We start from the raw sequence: 18282 nt of genomic DNA on the forward strand, positions 1-18282 counted from the left end.
TTTAATATTGATAGTATGCTTACGCTTTAAATAGAGTGGTCACTCTGGATAATTCAAGGAGAGAGCATGCCGGGTGCGTAGGTCGTTAGGTACCACCCGACACACTCTCAAATGGGTTTTACTAATACGCAGCTAATTCGCGAATTAGATTTTGCCAACAAGGTCTAGAGAAGGAGCGAGTGTTTCTTCGCCTTCTTTCCATTTCGCTGGACAAACTTCACCTGGGTGTGCTGCAACGTATTGCGCTGCTTTCACTTTACGAAGTAGATCTTCAGCGTCACGGCCAATACCTTCAGCGGTGATTTCCATCGCTTGAATCGTGCCTTCAGGGTCGATAAGGAATGTCGCACGGTCTGCAAGGCCTTGACCTTCACGCATAACACCAAAGTTGTTGGTGATGTTACCGGTTTGGTCGCCAACCATGTAGTAGTTGATTTTGCCGATAGTGTCTGAGCTATCGTGCCATGCTTTATGCGTGAAGTGTGTATCGGTAGACACTGAATACACTTCAACACCACGCTTTTGCAGCTCTTCGTAATGGTCCGCTAAATCACCAAGCTCCGTTGGGCAAACGAACGTGAAATCTGCTGGGTAAAAGAAGAATACTGCCCATTTACCAAGAACATCTTGTTCAGTGATTTCTACGAATTCGCCGTTTTTAAATGCTGTTGCGCTAAATGGTTTGATTTGAGTATTAATCATTTGGGTACTTTCCTTTAGGTTGTTTGTCTTAGCAATGTCTTGCTTTCGGAAAGTATATTCACATGTTGCGCGTCATTAGAAAAATCACTTGTAGCTATTCTATCAATAGGATTTTCCTATCATTTAAAACTGGACGTAACCAATTAATAGGCTATGACGATAAACCCGTTCATCTATAGGTAGTAACAGTTAAGAACAAAGCTGACGACGATCAGTAAGTTAACAATGGCAGCGCAATCACTGCCATTAAAAAGCATGGTGGCAATAGCAAAGTAGGAATTAGGAGCGCGGTTCGGAGTAAGTTTCAACGTTGACGCCTTCAATGAGATACCCTGCTTGACCAAGGTCGGAGTCAACTTTTTGGGTTCGAAGTGTCCCCACGATATACACGACATCCCAAAGTCCTTGTAACGGTGCACCTTTATCAAACTTGACGTAAACAATCTGGTTTGGCGGCGGAGGCGGAACGTGAATACAAGCGCCAAAGTATGGAACAAGTAATAATTCGGTGACGGTTTTATCATCCCCTTCCAGCGGAATCACAAACCCTGGCATACGAACTTTTTGACCATCAAGGTCATCGCGAAATCCACCATATCTATTTTGTGGCGGCGTGTCTTTTTCATGATCTATCGGCGTGGTTCGTTGAGGAGGACTGGCATTACGCTCGGCTGGTGGAATTAAATCTATCCAATCAAGCGTCATGATCCCATTGGCATCAACTTTTTCCTGCGCACTAACCAACTGAAGTGACGACAAGAAAATCATGACCCACAGGGTCAAAACAAAACGGGCAGTACGTAATACATGATGAGTTGGTTGCATAACCTTACTTATGGTAGATCCTTGGTTTTATCATCATGCTGCGTAGATAAGACAGTCCTATGACAGCCATAAAAACTTCATCACTCAGTAACAAATAATTCATCCAAATGTTAGCTAATAGAGTCAGATTCAATTAACTGACATTAAACGGAAACTCAAAAAACGAGATGGAGTCGCTTCGTGAAGAACAATAATTTTATGTTACTCAGTGGTATGATCGCAGCCCTAGCCGGTTGTTCAGCGTCAACCTCAACCAGTGGCGTTGATGCGCCACAAAAAAATGATGTGTGGTTTCAACAAGCACAAGCGGATATTGCGAAAGCTAAGGCAAATAAACCCATAGATAAACCGGCAAAAAATGTCATTTTGTTTGTCGGCGATGGCATGAGTGTCGGCACGATTACTGCGGCGCGCATCTTTGAAGGTCAGCGCCGAGGGTTGCTGGGTGAAGAGTACAAATTGACCATGGAAACAATGCCAAACGTCGCCTTGTCTAAAACCTATAACACCGATGCACAAACGCCAGACTCAGCAGGCACAGCGTCGGCGATGGTCACTGGTGTCAAAACCAAACAAGGCATTATCAGTGTTGATGACAACGTTCAACGTGGTTTTTGTAACACTCAAATCGGTCACGAAGCAAAAACCGCGTGGGAAATGGCTGCTGAAAAAGGGCTGTCTGTCGGCGTGGTTTCCACTGCGCGAATCACGCACGCCACGCCAGCCACCACCTATGCGCACGCAGCAGATCGTAACTGGGAAAACGATACAACCATGCCCAACATTGCCAAAAATCAGGGCTGTGTCGATATTGCTCAGCAGTTGATTGGATTTAACAATGGCGAAGGCATGGATGTGGTCTTTGGTGGTGGACGCCGTGAATTTTTACCCGCCACCGTGGTGGATCCGGAAGGTAAAAATGGTAAACGGAAAGATGGGAAGAACTTAGTTGAGCAGTGGCAAACTCAGCACCCTTCAGGCCAATATGTTTATGATAAACAAGGTTTTGATAGTATCCCTAATAACACAGCTAAAGTGTTCGGTTTGTTTGAAAGCAGCCACATGAAATACGAAGCCGACCGCCGCAACGGTGAACCCTCGTTAGCTGAAATGACCTCAAAAGCCATTGATCTGCTCTCAAACAACCAACAAGGTTACGTATTGATGGTAGAAGCGGGCCGCATTGACCACGCGCACCATGATGGAAATGCGGCGCGTGCTCTTGCCGATACCGTCGCCTATGACGACGCAATTAAAGCGGCGCTAGAGAAAACCGACCCACAAGATACTTTGGTGATTGTCACCGCGGACCACGCACATACCTTTATTTCAAATGGCTATGCGCAACGCGGTAACCCTATCCTTGGTTTATCAAAAACTGGCGGGAAATATAATCTCGATGCTTACGGAAAGCGTTATACCACACTAAGTTACGGTAATGGCCCCGGCGCAGTGCCGAGCGCAGCAGATCGCCCTAATCCAACCGAACAAGAAGTTTTGGATCTTGATTACCGTCAGCAATCACTCGTTAAACTGGACTCAGAAACACACTCCGGAGAAGATGTGGCCATTTTCGCACGCGGTCCTGAAGCGTACTTGTTCCAAGGCGCAGTCGAACAGAACTATATTTTCCATGTCATGAATGAAGCCTTGGGACTCACCCGCTAGGCGACATCACTTACAACGTCATTAGGCTAAACAAACCGGGGCTCACATGCCTCGGTTTTTCTATTTCAAGAATCATCACATGCCTTGATCGACATACACTGCACAATTATTGCTCGAAATTATATCAAAACTCATCCAGCCACCTTGATTAATGAAAGATAAGAAATAGTTTAAGTCCAAAATTGTGTTCAATGTTTCCTTGCAGTGCAGGTCATACTATTGATAGTTTATATAAATTGCCATGTAGCCATACACCATTCGGTGTTGATCTTCATACCCTATTTCATGGAGTTACATTCCAAAAACGCGTCAGCGCAGTGCGAGAATGTGCCATATACTCTAGATTAACTCAGTATAAGGGGTGGTATACGCTGTTAAGCGTCATACTTAAGAACCATCATGGCTTTAAAACAATAATGTTTAACACTATTTTGTTTTTAACAATCACGAAATGTTAAAAACTACTGATACTTAAGCACATTCATATCTTAGGTCTTGTTATAACCTCAGTGTTGGATTGGATTTCATACGCAGTGCTTTGATGACGACACAAGCGGATAATAAGTTGAGAATCAATTTCTATGTTTGAAGAATTAGCTTTCGGTGGGTTGCTGTTTAGTCCACTCGTTATCTTTATGCCCATCGCATTTCTCCTGTCTTGGGGAACACGCGTGGTATTGCATAAAACTGGGCTCTATTCGAGGGTATGGAAAGTCGCTTGGTTTGAAGTCGGCCTCTATGTTTGTTACCTCGCTTTGGTCATTTATTTACTTGGGAGTTAAATACGTTTATGGGAAAAATTACACGCATCTCCCTAACGCTGGTCGTTTTGGTTGTCGCGATTATTTTGGGCCATTGGATTTGGCAACACTACCTCTACTCTCCTTGGACACGAGACGGCCGCGTTCGAGCCCATGTCATCACTATCGCCCCTGATGTTTCTGGTTGGGTAAACGATGTCGAAGTGACGGACAACCAAAGTGTCAAAAAAGGAGATGTCATCTTCACCATTGATGATACACGCTATAAAGCGGCGATCGCTGAGCTAAAGGCGACTTTAGAAAGTAAAAAATACTCTTGGGATCTCGCTAAACATCGATATGCGCGCCGTCAAACCCTCACCTCGGGTCAATTAGTCAGCGAAGAAACGGCAGAAAGTGCCCGCATCAATACTGAAATCGCTAGATCGGATTACAATCTAACCAAAGCGCAACTTGCAACTGCACAGATAAACTTAGAGCGCACCAAAGTGTTGGCCCCAGCTGACGGCAGCATTATCAACTTAACGCTGCGTGAGGGTAACTACGTCAGCCAAGGTAATTCGGTATTGTCGTTGGTCAAAGCTAACTCATTCTATGTGACCGGCTACTTCGAAGAGACAAAAATACCGTTGATTCATTTAGGCCAAAAAGCGCGCATCACATTGATGAGTGGTGGCAAGCCTCTGAGCGGCGAAGTCATCAGTATTGGCGATGCGATTGCGGATACCAACACCACCAGCAATAACCAACTGCTACCGCAAGTTCAGCAAACCTTTAACTGGGTACGGTTAGCACAGCGCATTCCAGTCGATATCAAACTGGATGAGCTACCAGAAAGTGTTCATTTAAGCGCAGGTATGACAGTTTCAATCCATCTAGAAGAGTCGGCTGAATAGCGATGCAAGCCCTATTTGAAAGCCTGTTTTTCCCTAGCCGTCAGGCGCTGCAGTTCGCAATAAAAGGCGTGCTGGCGATGGCTCTGTCTTTGTATCTTGCCATGTTCCTGAATTTGGATCGGCCTTACTGGGCATTGATCGGCGCGGTGTTCTTGCAAATTCGCCCTGAAGGCGGATTAGTGGTTGAAAAAGGCATTTGCCAAATTGTCGGTACGTTCGTTGGCGGTGTGGTCGGGATTGCGATCCTAAATTGGTTTTCGCCTTATCCCGAATTGGCACTTGGATTACTCGCATTGTGGCTCGGGATTAACGCAGGGCTATCGGCGCTCGTTCGTCGTCAGAACTTTGTTTACGCCTTTGCAATGGCTGGAATGACCGCCTGTTTGATTTCACTACTGGTCATGATTCAACCCGCCAGTGCCAGCAGTCAAACCATTTTTGCCGTGGCACAGGCACGTATTAGTGAGATCATCGTCGGCGTTATTTGCGCCACGCTCGTCAGCAAGCTAATTTGGCCAGTGAAAGTCAAAGATGGTGTTCAAGCCCACGCGAAAAACGTGATTAATCAAACCTTGGGCTATTTAGCCCTCGAAATCGACTCGCAAGGCTCACACGAAAAGCGCCATCAGAATATTGATACTATTCTCGAGTCCGTCACTATGCTCAGCGATGACTCAAGTGCGGTAGCCTTTGAAGGCCCTGAAGGGCCTGGTCAGAGCCGCGCAGTTAATGCCATTTGCAATAGCGTGCTGTCACTGCTTGCCTTAGTGCAAATCTTCGGCCGTCTTCAACGCCAGCATCCTGAGTTAATCGGCGATGTGCTAAGCCCGGTATTGGAAGAGATGCGCCAAAGCTTCACTCAGATGGCAGAAAGCCAAGACTACAACGAATGCTATCACATTGTTCAAAACCTGCGCCGAAAACAACTTGAGTATACCAACCTCAATATAGAAAAGACGCCGTTGCAAGCGCGTTTGGTTAAAATCTCTCTCGAGCTTAGCTCGGAATTAGTCGTTCTTTTGAAGGGCTACGCGAAATTTACCAGCAAAACACCCGCAAAACTCAACGCTCCGCGTATTCAAAGCTATCGAGATCCTTTAGTCGGATTAACCACCGGACTTCGCAGTACGATTCTATTTTTAGTCGGCGCAGGCTTATGGGTCGGGACTGGCTCAAGCTCGGTCATGATGATCATGATACTGCCCGTGGTATTTTCAATCATGATGGCAAGGCTTCCTTCACCCATTTTGTCGGTTGTGTTAAAGCGAATTTTGGTCGGCATCGTGTTTGCCGTTCCCATCGCCATTTTTTATGCCGTTCCTCTGCTCGCCGCCAGCAGTCGTGATTATGAATTGTTGGTAATGACTCTTGCCGGCCCTTACTTCATTGGCTTGCTGGCTCTCGCCAACCGGCCGACTTTGCCATACGGCCTGGGTATTTGTATTCCGTTTACCATCTTTGTTATGCCAAGTAACGATATGACCCGCGCGCTGTCGATTGATTCGACGATAAGTAATGCGATGGCGATCTTTGTCGGCGTTACCGTGCTATTTTGGATTTTCAAAATGATCACGGGCCCTAGCCTTCCGCTGATGATCACACGATTAGTCAAAGCTACGTGCAGTGATTTAAGAGACATGACGGAGCACACAACGCCCGAGCAATGGTTTAATGCGCGAATGGGCGATCGCTTACTGCGAATCTCTACCTATGACAAAGCCAGTGGCGCGTCTCGAAATGTCACCGATCTTGCACTAACCGGGCTCAACTTAGGCCATGTTTCCATTCGTCTCGGGCGAATTGTACACCGTATTGCCGTTACAAACGTCGACGATGAGTTGCGTTACTGGCAACGCGCACTTGGTGATGCGTTTATGCAGGCGTTTTACGGCAAATATAACGCTGATTTTAAACAAAGCTGTGAGCGTTTGATCACCAAACTTGAGCCTTTTGATCTCAATGAAGAGCAAAAAGATCTACTTGAAGGCATGTTTATGCGTATTGGTTTAACCCTAGAGCGCAGTGCACAAGCAATCGCAGAGGAAAGAAGCGCACTTTAATAGCCGTGGCTGATTCAACACTACTTCAAGAAATTTGAACTTGGTGATCAAAGTGCTGTGATGATGTACTCAAACACGCCGCGTTATGATGAATGCAATCAAAGAAGAAACGTGACGTTTCTACTAATGCGGAGATTTGCAATGATTACAGTAAGACACGCAGCCGATCGTGGACGAGCCGATTTTGGCTGGTTAGACAGCCGACATACATTTTCGTTTGGTCACTACTACGATCCTAATCATATGGGCTTTTCTGCCCTGCGTGTGATTAATGACGACACCGTTCAACCCGGTGCGGGTTTTGATACCCATGGTCACCGTGATATGGAGATCATCAGCTACGTCTTAGAAGGTGAAATAGCTCACAAAGATAGTGAAGGTAATGTCAAAGTACTGCCTGCTGGAGAGTTTCAGCTCATGTCTGCAGGTTCAGGCATTTATCACAGCGAGTACAATCACTCAAGTGACGCACAACTGCACTTTTTACAAATTTGGATTCAACCCAACGTCATCGGAGAACCACCAGGCTATCAACAAAAAGATTTTGGCCAAAATAGTGGATTAACATCGATTGCCACTCCACATGGTGATAATGGCACGTTATCCATTAAGCAAGATGCGACGCTCCATCAACTGATCCTTGAACCACAACAGCATCTTGAATACCCGATCGCGGCAAACCGCAATGTGTATGTTCATCAAATTACAGGGCAACTGCTTGTCGATCAGACATTCCTACAGCCAGGTGATGGCGCGAAAGTACAAATGCAAACGTCAATGACGCTTGCAAACAATAGCGATCAGGTCGTCAAAGCCTTGGTATTTGATCTGCCTTAGTTTGATACCGCTTGCTACCAATACAGGTAGCAAGCTAAGTCATCACTCATGTGCGGATGGGTGAACACAAGAGCCCATTCGCTTTGCTAATTTATCTTTAAATTAGCGCTTAAGTTAATGCGATTAACTGTGTCATTAAATAATGCAAAGCCTTTTACTGATCTAGAATCAACCAGCTAACACATTAATTTGATTTCCAAACAATTATTTATAGTATCGCCACTTCGATGATAACGGTTATGTTTAAGTTTCGAGGCTGACATCTCAACAGTCAAAGTTCTCCTTCCCCACGGCCCCAAACCAACACGTTTCAAAATTAAGACGAGCAAAGGAAATATTCGCTACGTCAATACCTTGCCTATCTGACACTAAGGCTAAAACAACAGCTTAACTTATTGAAATATATAAAATAAATTTCAGACCTTTCAAGATGGTCTTTTTTAATGAATAAAGAAACAATAAAAGTCATTGATTTTAATGAATTAAAATCAATGACTCAACTTTGAGGATATAGATCGATCTTTCGTGCATTTAACATGAAATAGATGATTTTTGCTGTAATAGCTGTTCCTAGAAACAAACTTGATTAAATAATGAACAAAAAAGCAAAACTTCGTCTGGACTGGGTCGATGCTATTAAAGGCATTACTGTTCTCTTAGTCGCACTCCATCATGGTTGGTTAGCACTCACCCTATATAACCCCAATTTGTATGAACAAATTGGCTCGGTAGCTCATACCTTTGAACGTGCAGATTTCTTTATCGGCCTAGCTCGTATGCCCGCTTTCTTCATCTGTTCGGGGATTGTGTTTAGCTTAGTAAGTCGAAATAAGTTCGAGTGGTACTTTACCAAGCGAGTCCCTTTTATCGTTTGGAATATCTTATTGTGGACCGCTTTTTCGTATGGTTTTGAACTTGCCGGAATTCACATGTACCCATGGAAAAGTCACCCATTCTTTGAGAACAGTGTGTTTGTATTTACCGCGCCCTACGGAAATTTGTGGTTTTTATACGCTATTTTACTGTTAAGTGGCTACGCTATCGTTATTTCACGCTTTAGCGTGCAAAAGCAAATTCTTATCACCCTTGCCAGCTCGTTCATCCTGATGCTTTCAACCCGCTATTTCCCTTATCCGGACAATAGCCAAATGATGTTGGTAAAAAACCTCGCTTATAAGGGTCTTATATTCTTTATGTTTGGCGCTTGGTTTGCTCCGGCAATCATAGAGACGCTCAAACAAACTCGTAAAGTGTCGTTGCTTGCATTGGCTCTGTTTGCGTTCTTTATCATCATGCATCAGCTGTTTGGTGATATGAGCGGTTATATGCAGATATTCCTGCTAACATTCCCACTGACGATGGTGTTTATCTATCTCATCGTGATGGGCTCAAAAATGCCATGGTTTACCAAACTGTTCTCACACATTGGCGCGTACTCTCTTGAGATTTTTATTACGCATCAGTTCTTTATCGCTTACATTTACCATTTAGCACAAACACATAACCTACCTGATTCTCCGTACTTACAAATGGTGATTATCAGCGTTTTACCTGTTGTATTTTGTGCTATTACCTGCGTCGTGTTGGGCTCTTATGTGCGCCCATACCTGTTTACGCCTCCACAAGCCTTCAAGCTATTGGTAGGAAAAGTGACAACATTAAGACGAACTACAGCAAACTGATCATTTGAAGAGACAGCCATTCTGATCATCGCTTGTGTTCAGAATGGCTCGTTATCGGCGTTTGGATGTACCTAACCCAGATTGCGACCAAAATGCCCAAACAATTGGAAACGCATGCCCGGATGAAGTAGACGCGCGGCAGTAACAATATGCTCGCCAGACCACGTTCTACGTTTGATCTGCAAACATGGCTGTGAAGGGTCAATAGCGAGCTTTTGACACTCAAACTCTGTCGGAAGTACCGCTTCAACCAGATGTTCACCTTCACTCAACGGCGCAACGCTGGTTAAGTATTCATAGGCGGTTTTATGGGTAAAATCTTGTTTGGCGTAATCAGGGGCAAGATCGCCATTGACGATACGCTCTTCGAGCTGAATCGGAAGATCGTTTTCAAAATGCAAAATGGTTGAACGAAAAATGGGATGCCCAGTACGTACACCTAGCATCATCGCTTCTTCGACCCCTGCTCGTCCGGCTTCCAGTAAAAGTTGCTCAGCGCAGTGATGATGCCCACGCGAAGCAATTTCTTCCGCGATGCTATGCACTTCAAACAGCGCCGAGTGAGATTTCTTTTCTGCTACAAAGGTGCCGACACCCTGCTGGCGAACCAATACCCCTTCAGCTGTTAACTCGCGCAACGCTCGATTAACCGTCATACGACTAACCTTTAGAGCTTTAACCATGTCGAGTTCCGAAGGAACGCGTTGATTTTCTTGCCAATCACCATTTTGTATTTTTTGATTGATTGCCAACTTTACTTTGGCATAGATTGGCAATGGTTCGTCAGGTAAACCATCAAATAAGCCGTCCAGCATTGTCATCGTTATTTCAGACACCGTTTTTTCCAAAGCCATTGATAATGAGAGAAATTATACACTGAGAGCCGCATACAACCCTAGAACTAAGCACCAAGTCAATGCCGTACATTGAGGGCGAATTACAGGTAACGCCGATATTTTCCATAACTGGGTAATTGTTCGGTACTGAATTGCACAAAGACCCCACAGCCTTTGATAAGTTTCATTTCTACCGCCTCATTAAACTCAAGTGTTTGTCGACTCCCGACACCCACCTTTGTGACACTGTCACTTCCCAAACAGGAGCGAATCAGCACATCACACCCTTCATTCGCATAAAAGCACGCATAATTTGATTGTGGTTGGCGTAGAGCGAACACAGACATCGATGGCGTTACTATCTCCACATATGAAGCGAGCTGTCCTTCACTTGCCATGATATTGAGTACTTCAACGCTTCCATCGAGAAGTGTCGCACTCGTTTCATCACCACCATTGAATCGAGCGACAGACAGTGGAGATTTAAGCTCATGAACGACGTCATATCCACGCTGCGTTTTGTGCTTTAGGCTAACGCCCATCCCTTTTAGCAGCACTAAGGTCCGTTGCTGACCGCTAAAATCAGAAAATTGGCCATTATGATGAATGGTCGCCTGACTAATACGATAAGACGTGTTTTGGTTGATGTGCGCTTGACTAATATGTCGAGTTTCGCCTTGTCCGTTTTTCCAACGTGAAGTTCGATACTGTTCTCGCGCGCGAATTCGATAACGTGTTGGGGTTTCAAATGTCATAAACTACCTCTTTAATGACGCGAATAAATGCTTGCCGAATAGGCTCTTCATTTGGGTGATGTCCTTGGCTAATTACGGCCTTAGCAGCAACGTAAACATCACGGATAAGATTGATATTCGATGCAAATAACCAGCGGTTTAAAATGTCCTCGGCTTGGCTGGCAGCAATAAATGGGTGGCTTGAATCCAGCGTCATAAAGTCTGCGCGTGCGCCAACTTGAATACCTAAGTTAACCCCACATGCTTGGTTTCCACCATTAAGCGCATGCTGATAGAGGCTATCTCCGACATAGGGTTGTTCAGGGCGGGAAAGACGATTTCGTTGCTGTTGTTGTAAGCGTTGGCTGTACTCTAAGGTTCGTAATTCATCAACAATCGACAAGCTGACATGGCTATCAGAACCTATGGCCCAACGACCTTGTTTTTGCTGATACGCTGCGGCAGGGAATATACCGTCGCCAAGATTAGCTTCCGTAGTCGGGCACAATCCCACGACGGCGCCGCTTTGCGCAATAGCATCAATTTCGGAGCTATTTAGGTGAGTCGCATGGACCAAACACCAGCGTGAGTCCAAGCCAATCGTTCTGTTTAACCATTCAACCGGACGTTGCCCACACCAATCCACACAATCTCGCACTTCTTTTTGCTGCTCGGAGATGTGAATATGAATAACATCCCTTTGCGGGAACGCCGCCATGACCTGTTCAATTTGATGTTGAGTGACGGCACGCAACGAGTGAAAACACAGACCAAGGTTGTGTTTTCCAGAGCCAGACAGTCGCTCTTCACTTTGTTGCTGCAAATTAAGGTAGGAATCAACGGAATGAATAAAACGCTGCTGCCCCAAGGAAGGGGGTTGGCCTCCAAAACCAGAATAAGAATACAATACCGGAAGTAGCGTCAAGCCTATCCCTGAATCCTGCGCGGATGTATAAATTTGTTCAACCATTTCCGCGGGGTTAAAGTATGCTTGCCCGCTCCTATCATGATGTAAATAGTGAAACTCACCGACTTGCGTATAACCTGCCTTTAGCATTTCAATATACAAGTGAGTGGAGATAATTCTCACTTGATCTGGTGTCAGTTTCGCAACAACTTTGTACATCAAATCGCGCCAACTCCAAAAGCTATCGTTGGGATTTCGACTCACCTCTGCTAACCCGGCCATCAGGTGCTGAAAAGAATGCGAATGAACGTTAGCAATGGTCGATAAAACCGGCCCTTGAAGTAAGGTAGCCTTTGGTGTGGGCAATGCATTAGATTCAATGCGAGTAAAGTGACCATCTTCAACGTCAAGCAATACATTGCTTTGCCAACCAGCATCAGACAGCCACGCGCGCTGTGCAAAAAACTGTTGACGCTCAACCTTCCTAGTCATAAATCAAACTACTTCCCTGTGGTTTATTTACACGAGTGTAACCAAGGCATTATTGTCTAGACAAATCTATTTTGTAAGCAAATAAGGATAAAACATATTGCTGTGAGGCTTCGCAACATTCCAATTTAAAAAATTGGTGTCAGCTTGCTATTAAAAATTTTAGCCTCTAACCTACTAGTATATACATGTAGTTACAAGATAAGGATTATCCTCATGACTCAAGTTTTTAACCGTCACCGAAAAGGTGTCATAAAAGCACCAACGGGTACCACTCTCCATACCAAATCTTGGTTAACAGAAGCACCACTTCGAATGTTGATGAACAACCTAGACCCTGAAGTGGCTGAAAATCCTGAAGAACTTGTTGTCTACGGCGGGATTGGCCGCGCCGCTCGTGATTGGACGTGTTTTGATCGTATTGTCGATTCTCTCAAACACCTTGAAGAGGATGAGACCTTATTAGTTCAGTCTGGCAAACCCGTTGGGGTATTTAAAACCCATAGCAATGCGCCGCGCGTTCTAATAGCCAACTCCAACCTTGTGCCGCACTGGGCCAACTGGGAACACTTTAACGAGCTCGATGCCAAAGGCCTTGCCATGTATGGTCAGATGACGGCAGGTTCGTGGATCTATATCGGTAGCCAAGGCATTGTTCAGGGCACCTATGAAACCTTTGTCGAAGCCGGTCGTCAGCACTTTGGTGGCAACCTGAAAGGTCGTTGGGTATTAACCGCTGGCCTTGGTGGCATGGGTGGCGCGCAGCCGCTCGCGGCAACACTTGCCGGCGCTTGTTCATTGAACATTGAATGTCAGCAAAGCCGCATCGATTTTCGTCTTAAAACTCGTTACTTGGATGAGCAAGCCAGCGATTTAGACGACGCACTGGCGCGCATCGAAAAATACACCAAGGCCGGCAAAGCGATTTCAATTGGTCTTTGCGGCAACGCGGCAGAAGTTTTGCCCGAATTGGTACGCCGCGGCGTTCACCCAGATATGGTCACCGACCAAACCTCGGCTCACGACCCGCTTAACGGTTACTTACCTATCGGTATGAGCTGGGAAGAGTATCGTGATAAAGCCCAAACGTCGCCAAAAGAAGTAGTAAACGCAGCGAAACAGGCGATGGCAAAACACGTTGAAGCCATGCTCGCGTTTCACGCCAAAGGCATTCCAACCTTTGACTACGGCAACAACATTCGCCAGATGGCACTGGAAGAAGGCGTAGAAGATGCGTTTGCATTCCCAGGTTTTGTACCAGCTTACATTCGTCCGCTCTTTTGTCGTGGCGTGGGCCCATTCCGCTGGGCAGCGCTGTCGGGCGATCCTGAAGATATCTACAAAACCGATGCCAAAGTCAAAGAGCTGATTGCCGATGACGAGCACCTACATCACTGGCTCGATATGGCGCGTGAACGTATCCAATTCCAAGGTTTGCCTGCGCGTATCTGCTGGGTCGGTTTGGGGCAACGCGCCAAACTGGGCCTCGCATTTAACGAAATGGTCAGAAGCGGCGAGCTTTCGGCGCCAATCGTGATTGGTCGCGACCACTTAGACTCGGGCTCCGTTGCCAGCCCAAACCGAGAAACCGAAGGCATGAAAGATGGCTCAGATGCGGTATCGGATTGGCCGCTGCTCAATGCATTACTCAATACCGCATCGGGCGCGACTTGGGTTTCGTTGCACCATGGCGGCGGCGTCGGCATGGGCTTTTCTCAACACTCTGGCATGGTGATCGTTTGTGACGGCAGCGACGAAGCCGCGGAGCGCATCGCGCGCGTGCTGCATAACGACCCAGCAACGGGCGTTATGCGCCACGCAGATGCGGGTTACGACATCGCCATTGACTGCGCTATCGAGCAAGGTCTGAATCTGCCCATGATCACGGGTAAATAACCTCGCTCTTGGATAGCCACTCAGGTGGCTATCCTTGTTATCTTTGCACGTTTCTGAGGTCAACCGAAAAATCACTCGCGAACCTCTATTTTCATAGTAAACGTGAGTTTCAACTAAACCACTATTCTCAAAGCAATAATTTCGAGCAAGGAGCGCTGCGTTTTATGTCCCAAATTGCCTCACCATTTGAATTTCACTCTGGCAGTGTGCCGCTACTGATTAGCATGCCCCACTCTGGCACCCAATTAACCCCAGAAGTCGCACAAGGTTTAACCCCTGCCGCCCACGTATTGCCCGATACCGATTGGTTCATTCCGACCCTGTATCAAAGCGCTGAAAAACTCGGTGCGAGTGTGATTTCGGCTAACTATTCGCGCTATGTGGTCGACCTTAATCGACCTGTCGATGACAAGCCGCTTTACACCACCAAAACTACTGGGCTGTTTCCTGAAATCTTGTTCGATTCCACACCCGTATTTACCGAAGGCAAAGCGCCTAACGCGCAAGATCGCGAACGTTACAAACAGCAAATCTGGCACCCCTATCATGACCAAATCGCCAGCGAGCTTGAACGGCTTAAGTCAGCGTTTGGCTACGCCATTTTGTTTGATGCCCACAGTATCGCGGCGCGCGTCCCCATGCTATTTGAAGGCAAACTAACCGATTTTAACTGGGGCACCAATCAAGGTGACTCGTGTCAGAAAAGCCTAGTTGATGCGGTAACCAGCATCATCACCGATGAATATTCCCAAGTGGTCAACGGCCGCTTTAAAGGCGGCTTTATTACTCGCGGCTTTGGCAAACCCGGTGACAATATTCATGCGATTCAGCTTGAGTTATCACAAGATACCTATCTAAATAATGAAGCATTAGCACAAGGTCGCTATGAACTTGATAGCCAAAAAGCGCCAGCGATTCAACGCCAAATTAAAGCTATCCTAAACGCGGTTTTGGAAGTTAAATTACCATGAATGACGGGTGTATATTAAAACGAACATATACACCCTATTGACGACGTTGTCTTAACCTATGCGCAATCGCTGCTGTCTATACGGATCGCGGTCAAATCAACACCAGAAGTATCTGTGTAGGAATATTTAATTTTAGCGCCTATATTAACCAATTGTTTGATCATCGGGTTGTTACAGGCAGCCTGAGTCATTACTGTTTGAAACTCATCATTTTCAGAGAATGGATTTTTCGTTGAATTTAATAAGGTGTAACGAAAATATAACGTGGTTCCGGAAACATAGGCTTCATCAAGTCGCATTTCTTGATTAAGAGTCACGGGCAAATCTTGTCGAATCTCCGAAGAAACAGATTTGAGATAATGATTTAATCGATATTTGGATGAATTTTTATTGACGAACATAAGATAAGAGCAAAAACCAATCACCAATACAATACTTAATATCGCCACAGTTTTACTCGCCGCCTTATAACTATGCTCCTGATTAAACGTATTTTTAACCCGTTGTGATTTCAGCATATAAAGAATACGCACGACACCAAATGCAACACCTATCACCAATAGCTTGAGACTCATGTTCGGATGGTCACCGATATGGGAAAAATAATAGGTTGAAATAAAGCCATCTGCGACATAGATAAAAATCGCAAGTAACTGACAAATAATAAAGAACCTAGGAAATGTCACTCTCTTTTTGAAAAATAAGTTAATCAGATATAGAGACATGGCAAGTAATAACAAATTGACGATTAACTCAAAATACGCCGAAACAGCAAAACCAGAGATATAATGTTCGGATTCTGGGTTGGTGATTAACTCCCAAGAACCATTTCTAAATAAAGGCACATAATTCTGTATAAGCCCTGATATCAAATTAAGTGGAGCGATCACGAGCCCACACCCAACAAAGAATAACCAGCCAGATAGCCCTCTTGGTGGTGTAATCACTCTCATCACCAACCTCCTCCATTAACGACCAATACAGACACTGAAAACGTGAGATAGCGACTCATAAATAGACGTTACTATTTATTGAGAACACGGTCTTAAATCGTGCTCTTTGAACCCACAGATAACAGGATAAATTCGGGCATGCTCTTTGGTCGGCTCAACACTTAAAATAATCTCTTTAAAATTTCGCCAACCGTGCCTTGCCATAATTTCACAATATTCCGGATTCGAATCGTATTTGCATTGGTCTTTGGCTCTTTGGTAAGCGATTTGTTCGATCTCACAAGATTCAATTTGTTGTGATTCGACAAATGCAGAAGAGCAGTAATTTGCATCTGACTGATGTTTTTCAAGCTCACTCCAAGACACAGAACTCGAGCACCCAGATAATATAAGTGACCCAGCAATGAGCGCGATGGACTTTTTCAACATTCATCCCTTCCTTTTCATGATGACATTTCTGTTACTATGCTTGGTAGGCGACCTAAGGATGAAGAGAGTTAACTACCCCGCGAAAGTTACACCGATAAAATCAGAGAAAGACCTATTGATATTTATTAACCGGCAAATAAAAAAGCGCCCATAACAATGAGCGCTTTAAAAAAATGATCGTGGATTGGGGCTTAGGCAAGATTCTTATTGAAGAAATCTGTGATTTTATCAAATGGGATCACATCCATTTGATCATACAAATCAGTGTGAGTCGCACCAGGAATGATCATTAACTCTTTTGGCTCAGCCGCATTCTCATACGCAGTTTCACTAAAGTAACGTGAGTGCGCTTTTTCACCGTGAATCAACAGCATTGGACGTGGTGAAATTTCATCAATGTAGGTAAGAATCGGCATATTCATAAATGACAGCGGATTGGTTACTGTCCATGCTGCATTTGAGTTGATCGCACGTGGGTGGAAACCACGCTCTGGTGATTTGTAATAGGCTGCGTATTCAACCACAAATTGAGGTTCGCCACCTTCAAGTTCAAGTGAAACAGGGCCGTAAGCTGGCTTACCATTTTCTGCATCTTCCCAGCGCTGCTGACCAAGTTGCTCAAGAGCTTGTGTACGCTGCTCTGGCGTCGTACTGTCGAAATAACCTTTCGACATCACGCGAGTCATGTCATACATCGTGCTCGCCACAACCGCTTTTACGCGTTTGTCGATAGCCACAGCGTTGAGTGCCATCCCACCAAAGCCACAAATACCAATAATACCAATGCGCTCACGATCTACGTTTGACTGCAGGCCAATAAAATCGACCGCAGCACTGAAATCTTCAGTGTTGATGTCTGGAGAAGCAACATTGCGTGGCTCACCGCTACTTTCACCCGTATAAGAAGGATCAAACGCAACCGTGACAAAACCGCGTTCCGCCATGGTTTGAGCATAAAGGCCGGAAGACTGCTCTTTCACCGCACCAAATGGACCGCTGATCACTAAGGCAGGTAATTTACCGCTGCTATTTTTAGGTTGGTAAACATCGGCTGCCAAAGTAATGCCATAACGGTTAGGAAACGTCACTTTTTTATGGTCAACTTTATCGCTTTTAGCGAATGTTTTATCCCATTCGTCCGTCAACTTTAGCGTTGAACTGGCCGAAGCAGAAGCGCTGGCGAGAGAGCCGACGCCCAAGGCAACTAACCCTGCTCCCGTCATTTTCATCATATCACGGCGACCAGAATTGGGGGTATCCGCCTCTACGGTAGTGTTTAGCTTAGTCATGACAATATCTCCTAATAAGAACAATTAGCCCTGGCGTACGAATAACGCTGACGTATTAAAGCGCCACCCGTTTTTCCTACAATATAAGTTCGCGGCCCAACACAGTGTCATGCGCTAGAGGTTCATCGTACTTACAAACCATTTCAATACCGCGCTTATTGAGCTCGCTGAATGACTATATTTGCCATTTTTATATTTTTTCGCTATGCCATTTGTCTTTATTTATTGCCTAATTGTCTAAACTCATAATATTTGAGGAGATAATTATAATGTTCAAAAAGAGGGTTTTGTAACCAAATGAAAAATCAACAATAAGTTTGTTTTAATGTGTAACAATTAAATAAAGT

16 protein-coding genes are annotated in these 18282 nt (G+C 45.2%); 8 read left to right on the forward strand and 8 right to left on the reverse strand.

Translation table 11 applies throughout. The annotated features are described in order from the left end of the window. Positions 1 to 144: 144 nt before the first annotated feature. Together ahpC and M1D72_RS05120 are read right to left on the reverse strand one after the other, a co-directional pair. On the reverse strand, positions 145 to 702 hold the full coding sequence (gene ahpC, locus M1D72_RS05115) for an alkyl hydroperoxide reductase subunit C (RefSeq protein WP_390194033.1): 558 nt from the start codon (positions 700 to 702) through the stop codon (positions 145 to 147). 279 nt (positions 703 to 981) lie between these two features. Continuing rightward, positions 982 to 1527 (reverse strand): DUF3299 domain-containing protein, encoded by a 546-nt coding sequence (locus M1D72_RS05120; RefSeq protein WP_456294772.1) that lies wholly within the window; start codon positions 1525 to 1527, stop codon positions 982 to 984. A gap of 180 nt (positions 1528 to 1707) precedes the next feature. Between M1D72_RS05120 and M1D72_RS05125 the strand changes: the two genes are divergently transcribed. The 6 genes from M1D72_RS05125 to M1D72_RS05150 all read left to right on the forward strand — a co-directional run bounded on the left by M1D72_RS05125 (position 1708) and on the right by M1D72_RS05150 (position 9431). Continuing rightward, positions 1708 to 3195 carry an alkaline phosphatase gene (locus M1D72_RS05125; protein WP_456294773.1) on the forward strand — a complete coding sequence of 496 codons (1488 nt, stop codon included), beginning with the start codon at positions 1708 to 1710 and terminating at the stop codon, positions 3193 to 3195. A 581-nt stretch (positions 3196 to 3776) separates the two neighbouring features. Further along, the gene (locus M1D72_RS05130) at positions 3777 to 3977 is read left to right on the forward strand and encodes a DUF1656 domain-containing protein (protein WP_456294774.1); all 201 of its coding nucleotides are present in this window, start codon (positions 3777 to 3779) and stop codon (positions 3975 to 3977) included. 8 nt (positions 3978 to 3985) lie between these two features. After that, on the forward strand, positions 3986 to 4852 hold the full coding sequence (locus tag M1D72_RS05135) for an efflux RND transporter periplasmic adaptor subunit (RefSeq protein ID WP_456294775.1): 867 nt from the start codon (positions 3986 to 3988) through the stop codon (positions 4850 to 4852). Between the two features lie 2 nt (positions 4853 to 4854). Then, complete coding sequence (locus tag M1D72_RS05140) at positions 4855 to 6912, forward strand: FUSC family protein (RefSeq protein ID WP_456294776.1); 2058 nt, start codon at positions 4855 to 4857, stop codon at positions 6910 to 6912. A 141-nt stretch (positions 6913 to 7053) separates the two neighbouring features. Further along, complete coding sequence (locus tag M1D72_RS05145; protein ID WP_456294777.1) at positions 7054 to 7749, forward strand: pirin family protein; 696 nt, start codon at positions 7054 to 7056, stop codon at positions 7747 to 7749. Between the two features lie 593 nt (positions 7750 to 8342). After that, entirely contained in the window at positions 8343 to 9431 is a 1089-nt protein-coding gene (locus M1D72_RS05150; protein WP_456294778.1) for an acyltransferase family protein, read from the forward strand. 71 nt (positions 9432 to 9502) lie between these two features. Here the strand turns inward: M1D72_RS05150 and hutC are convergent, their stop codons facing one another. The 3 genes from hutC to M1D72_RS05165 all read right to left on the reverse strand — a co-directional run bounded on the left by hutC (position 9503) and on the right by M1D72_RS05165 (position 12400). Further along, positions 9503 to 10267 (reverse strand): histidine utilization repressor, encoded by a 765-nt coding sequence (gene hutC / locus M1D72_RS05155; RefSeq protein ID WP_456294779.1) that lies wholly within the window; start codon positions 10265 to 10267, stop codon positions 9503 to 9505. 101 nt (positions 10268 to 10368) lie between these two features. After that, on the reverse strand, positions 10369 to 11022 hold the full coding sequence (locus M1D72_RS05160) for a HutD/Ves family protein (RefSeq protein WP_456294780.1): 654 nt from the start codon (positions 11020 to 11022) through the stop codon (positions 10369 to 10371). Further along, a complete protein-coding gene (locus M1D72_RS05165; protein ID WP_456294781.1) occupies positions 11012 to 12400 on the reverse strand; it encodes a formimidoylglutamate deiminase in 1389 nt (462 codons plus the stop codon). Before M1D72_RS05165 ends, M1D72_RS05160 begins: the two co-directional genes overlap by 11 nt. Before the next feature lie 213 nt (positions 12401 to 12613). Between M1D72_RS05165 and hutU the strand changes: the two genes are divergently transcribed. Both hutU and hutG read left to right on the forward strand, forming a co-directional pair. Further along, positions 12614 to 14293, forward strand: a complete 1680-nt coding sequence (gene hutU, locus M1D72_RS05170) for a urocanate hydratase (protein ID WP_456294782.1) — start codon at positions 12614 to 12616, stop codon at positions 14291 to 14293. Between the two features lie 164 nt (positions 14294 to 14457). Continuing rightward, a complete protein-coding gene (hutG, locus tag M1D72_RS05175; protein ID WP_456294783.1) occupies positions 14458 to 15264 on the forward strand; it encodes an N-formylglutamate deformylase in 807 nt (268 codons plus the stop codon). A gap of 56 nt (positions 15265 to 15320) precedes the next feature. On the opposite strand, the gene M1D72_RS05180 is transcribed toward hutG, so the two are convergent. The 3 genes from M1D72_RS05180 to M1D72_RS05190 all read right to left on the reverse strand — a co-directional run bounded on the left by M1D72_RS05180 (position 15321) and on the right by M1D72_RS05190 (position 17935). Further along, positions 15321 to 16154 carry a DUF2569 domain-containing protein gene (locus tag M1D72_RS05180; protein WP_456294784.1) on the reverse strand — a complete coding sequence of 278 codons (834 nt, stop codon included), beginning with the start codon at positions 16152 to 16154 and terminating at the stop codon, positions 15321 to 15323. Between the two features lie 138 nt (positions 16155 to 16292). Further along, complete coding sequence (locus M1D72_RS05185) at positions 16293 to 16646, reverse strand: hypothetical protein (RefSeq protein ID WP_456294785.1); 354 nt, start codon at positions 16644 to 16646, stop codon at positions 16293 to 16295. 191 nt (positions 16647 to 16837) lie between these two features. Continuing rightward, positions 16838 to 17935 carry an alpha/beta hydrolase gene (locus tag M1D72_RS05190; RefSeq protein WP_456294786.1) on the reverse strand — a complete coding sequence of 366 codons (1098 nt, stop codon included), beginning with the start codon at positions 17933 to 17935 and terminating at the stop codon, positions 16838 to 16840. Positions 17936 to 18282 lie beyond the last annotated feature (347 nt).

The sequence above is a fragment of the Vibrio sp. AK197 genome, assembly GCF_053903115.1.

Excerpts from the sequence above, each read along its gene's own strand:
- M1D72_RS05160 (WP_456294780.1), bottom strand. The coding sequence starts at position 11,022 with ATGACATTTGAAACCCCAACACGTTATCGAATTCGCGCGCGAGAACAG.
- M1D72_RS05185 (WP_456294785.1), bottom strand. The coding sequence starts at position 16,646 with ATGTTGAAAAAGTCCATCGCGCTCATTGCTGGGTCACTTATATTATCT.
- M1D72_RS05135 (WP_456294775.1), top strand. The coding sequence starts at position 3,986 with ATGGGAAAAATTACACGCATCTCCCTAACGCTGGTCGTTTTGGTTGTC.
- ahpC (WP_390194033.1), bottom strand. The coding sequence starts at position 702 with ATGATTAATACTCAAATCAAACCATTTAGCGCAACAGCATTTAAAAAC.
- M1D72_RS05130 (WP_456294774.1), top strand. The coding sequence starts at position 3,777 with ATGTTTGAAGAATTAGCTTTCGGTGGGTTGCTGTTTAGTCCACTCGTT.
- M1D72_RS05190 (WP_456294786.1), bottom strand. The coding sequence starts at position 17,935 with ATGACTAAGCTAAACACTACCGTAGAGGCGGATACCCCCAATTCTGGT.
- M1D72_RS05165 (WP_456294781.1), bottom strand. The coding sequence starts at position 12,400 with ATGACTAGGAAGGTTGAGCGTCAACAGTTTTTTGCACAGCGCGCGTGG.
- M1D72_RS05145 (WP_456294777.1), top strand. The coding sequence starts at position 7,054 with ATGATTACAGTAAGACACGCAGCCGATCGTGGACGAGCCGATTTTGGC.
- M1D72_RS05120 (WP_456294772.1), bottom strand. The coding sequence starts at position 1,527 with ATGCAACCAACTCATCATGTATTACGTACTGCCCGTTTTGTTTTGACC.
- hutU (WP_456294782.1), top strand. The coding sequence starts at position 12,614 with ATGACTCAAGTTTTTAACCGTCACCGAAAAGGTGTCATAAAAGCACCA.
- hutG (WP_456294783.1), top strand. The coding sequence starts at position 14,458 with ATGTCCCAAATTGCCTCACCATTTGAATTTCACTCTGGCAGTGTGCCG.
- M1D72_RS05150 (WP_456294778.1), top strand. The coding sequence starts at position 8,343 with ATGAACAAAAAAGCAAAACTTCGTCTGGACTGGGTCGATGCTATTAAA.
- M1D72_RS05140 (WP_456294776.1), top strand. The coding sequence starts at position 4,855 with ATGCAAGCCCTATTTGAAAGCCTGTTTTTCCCTAGCCGTCAGGCGCTG.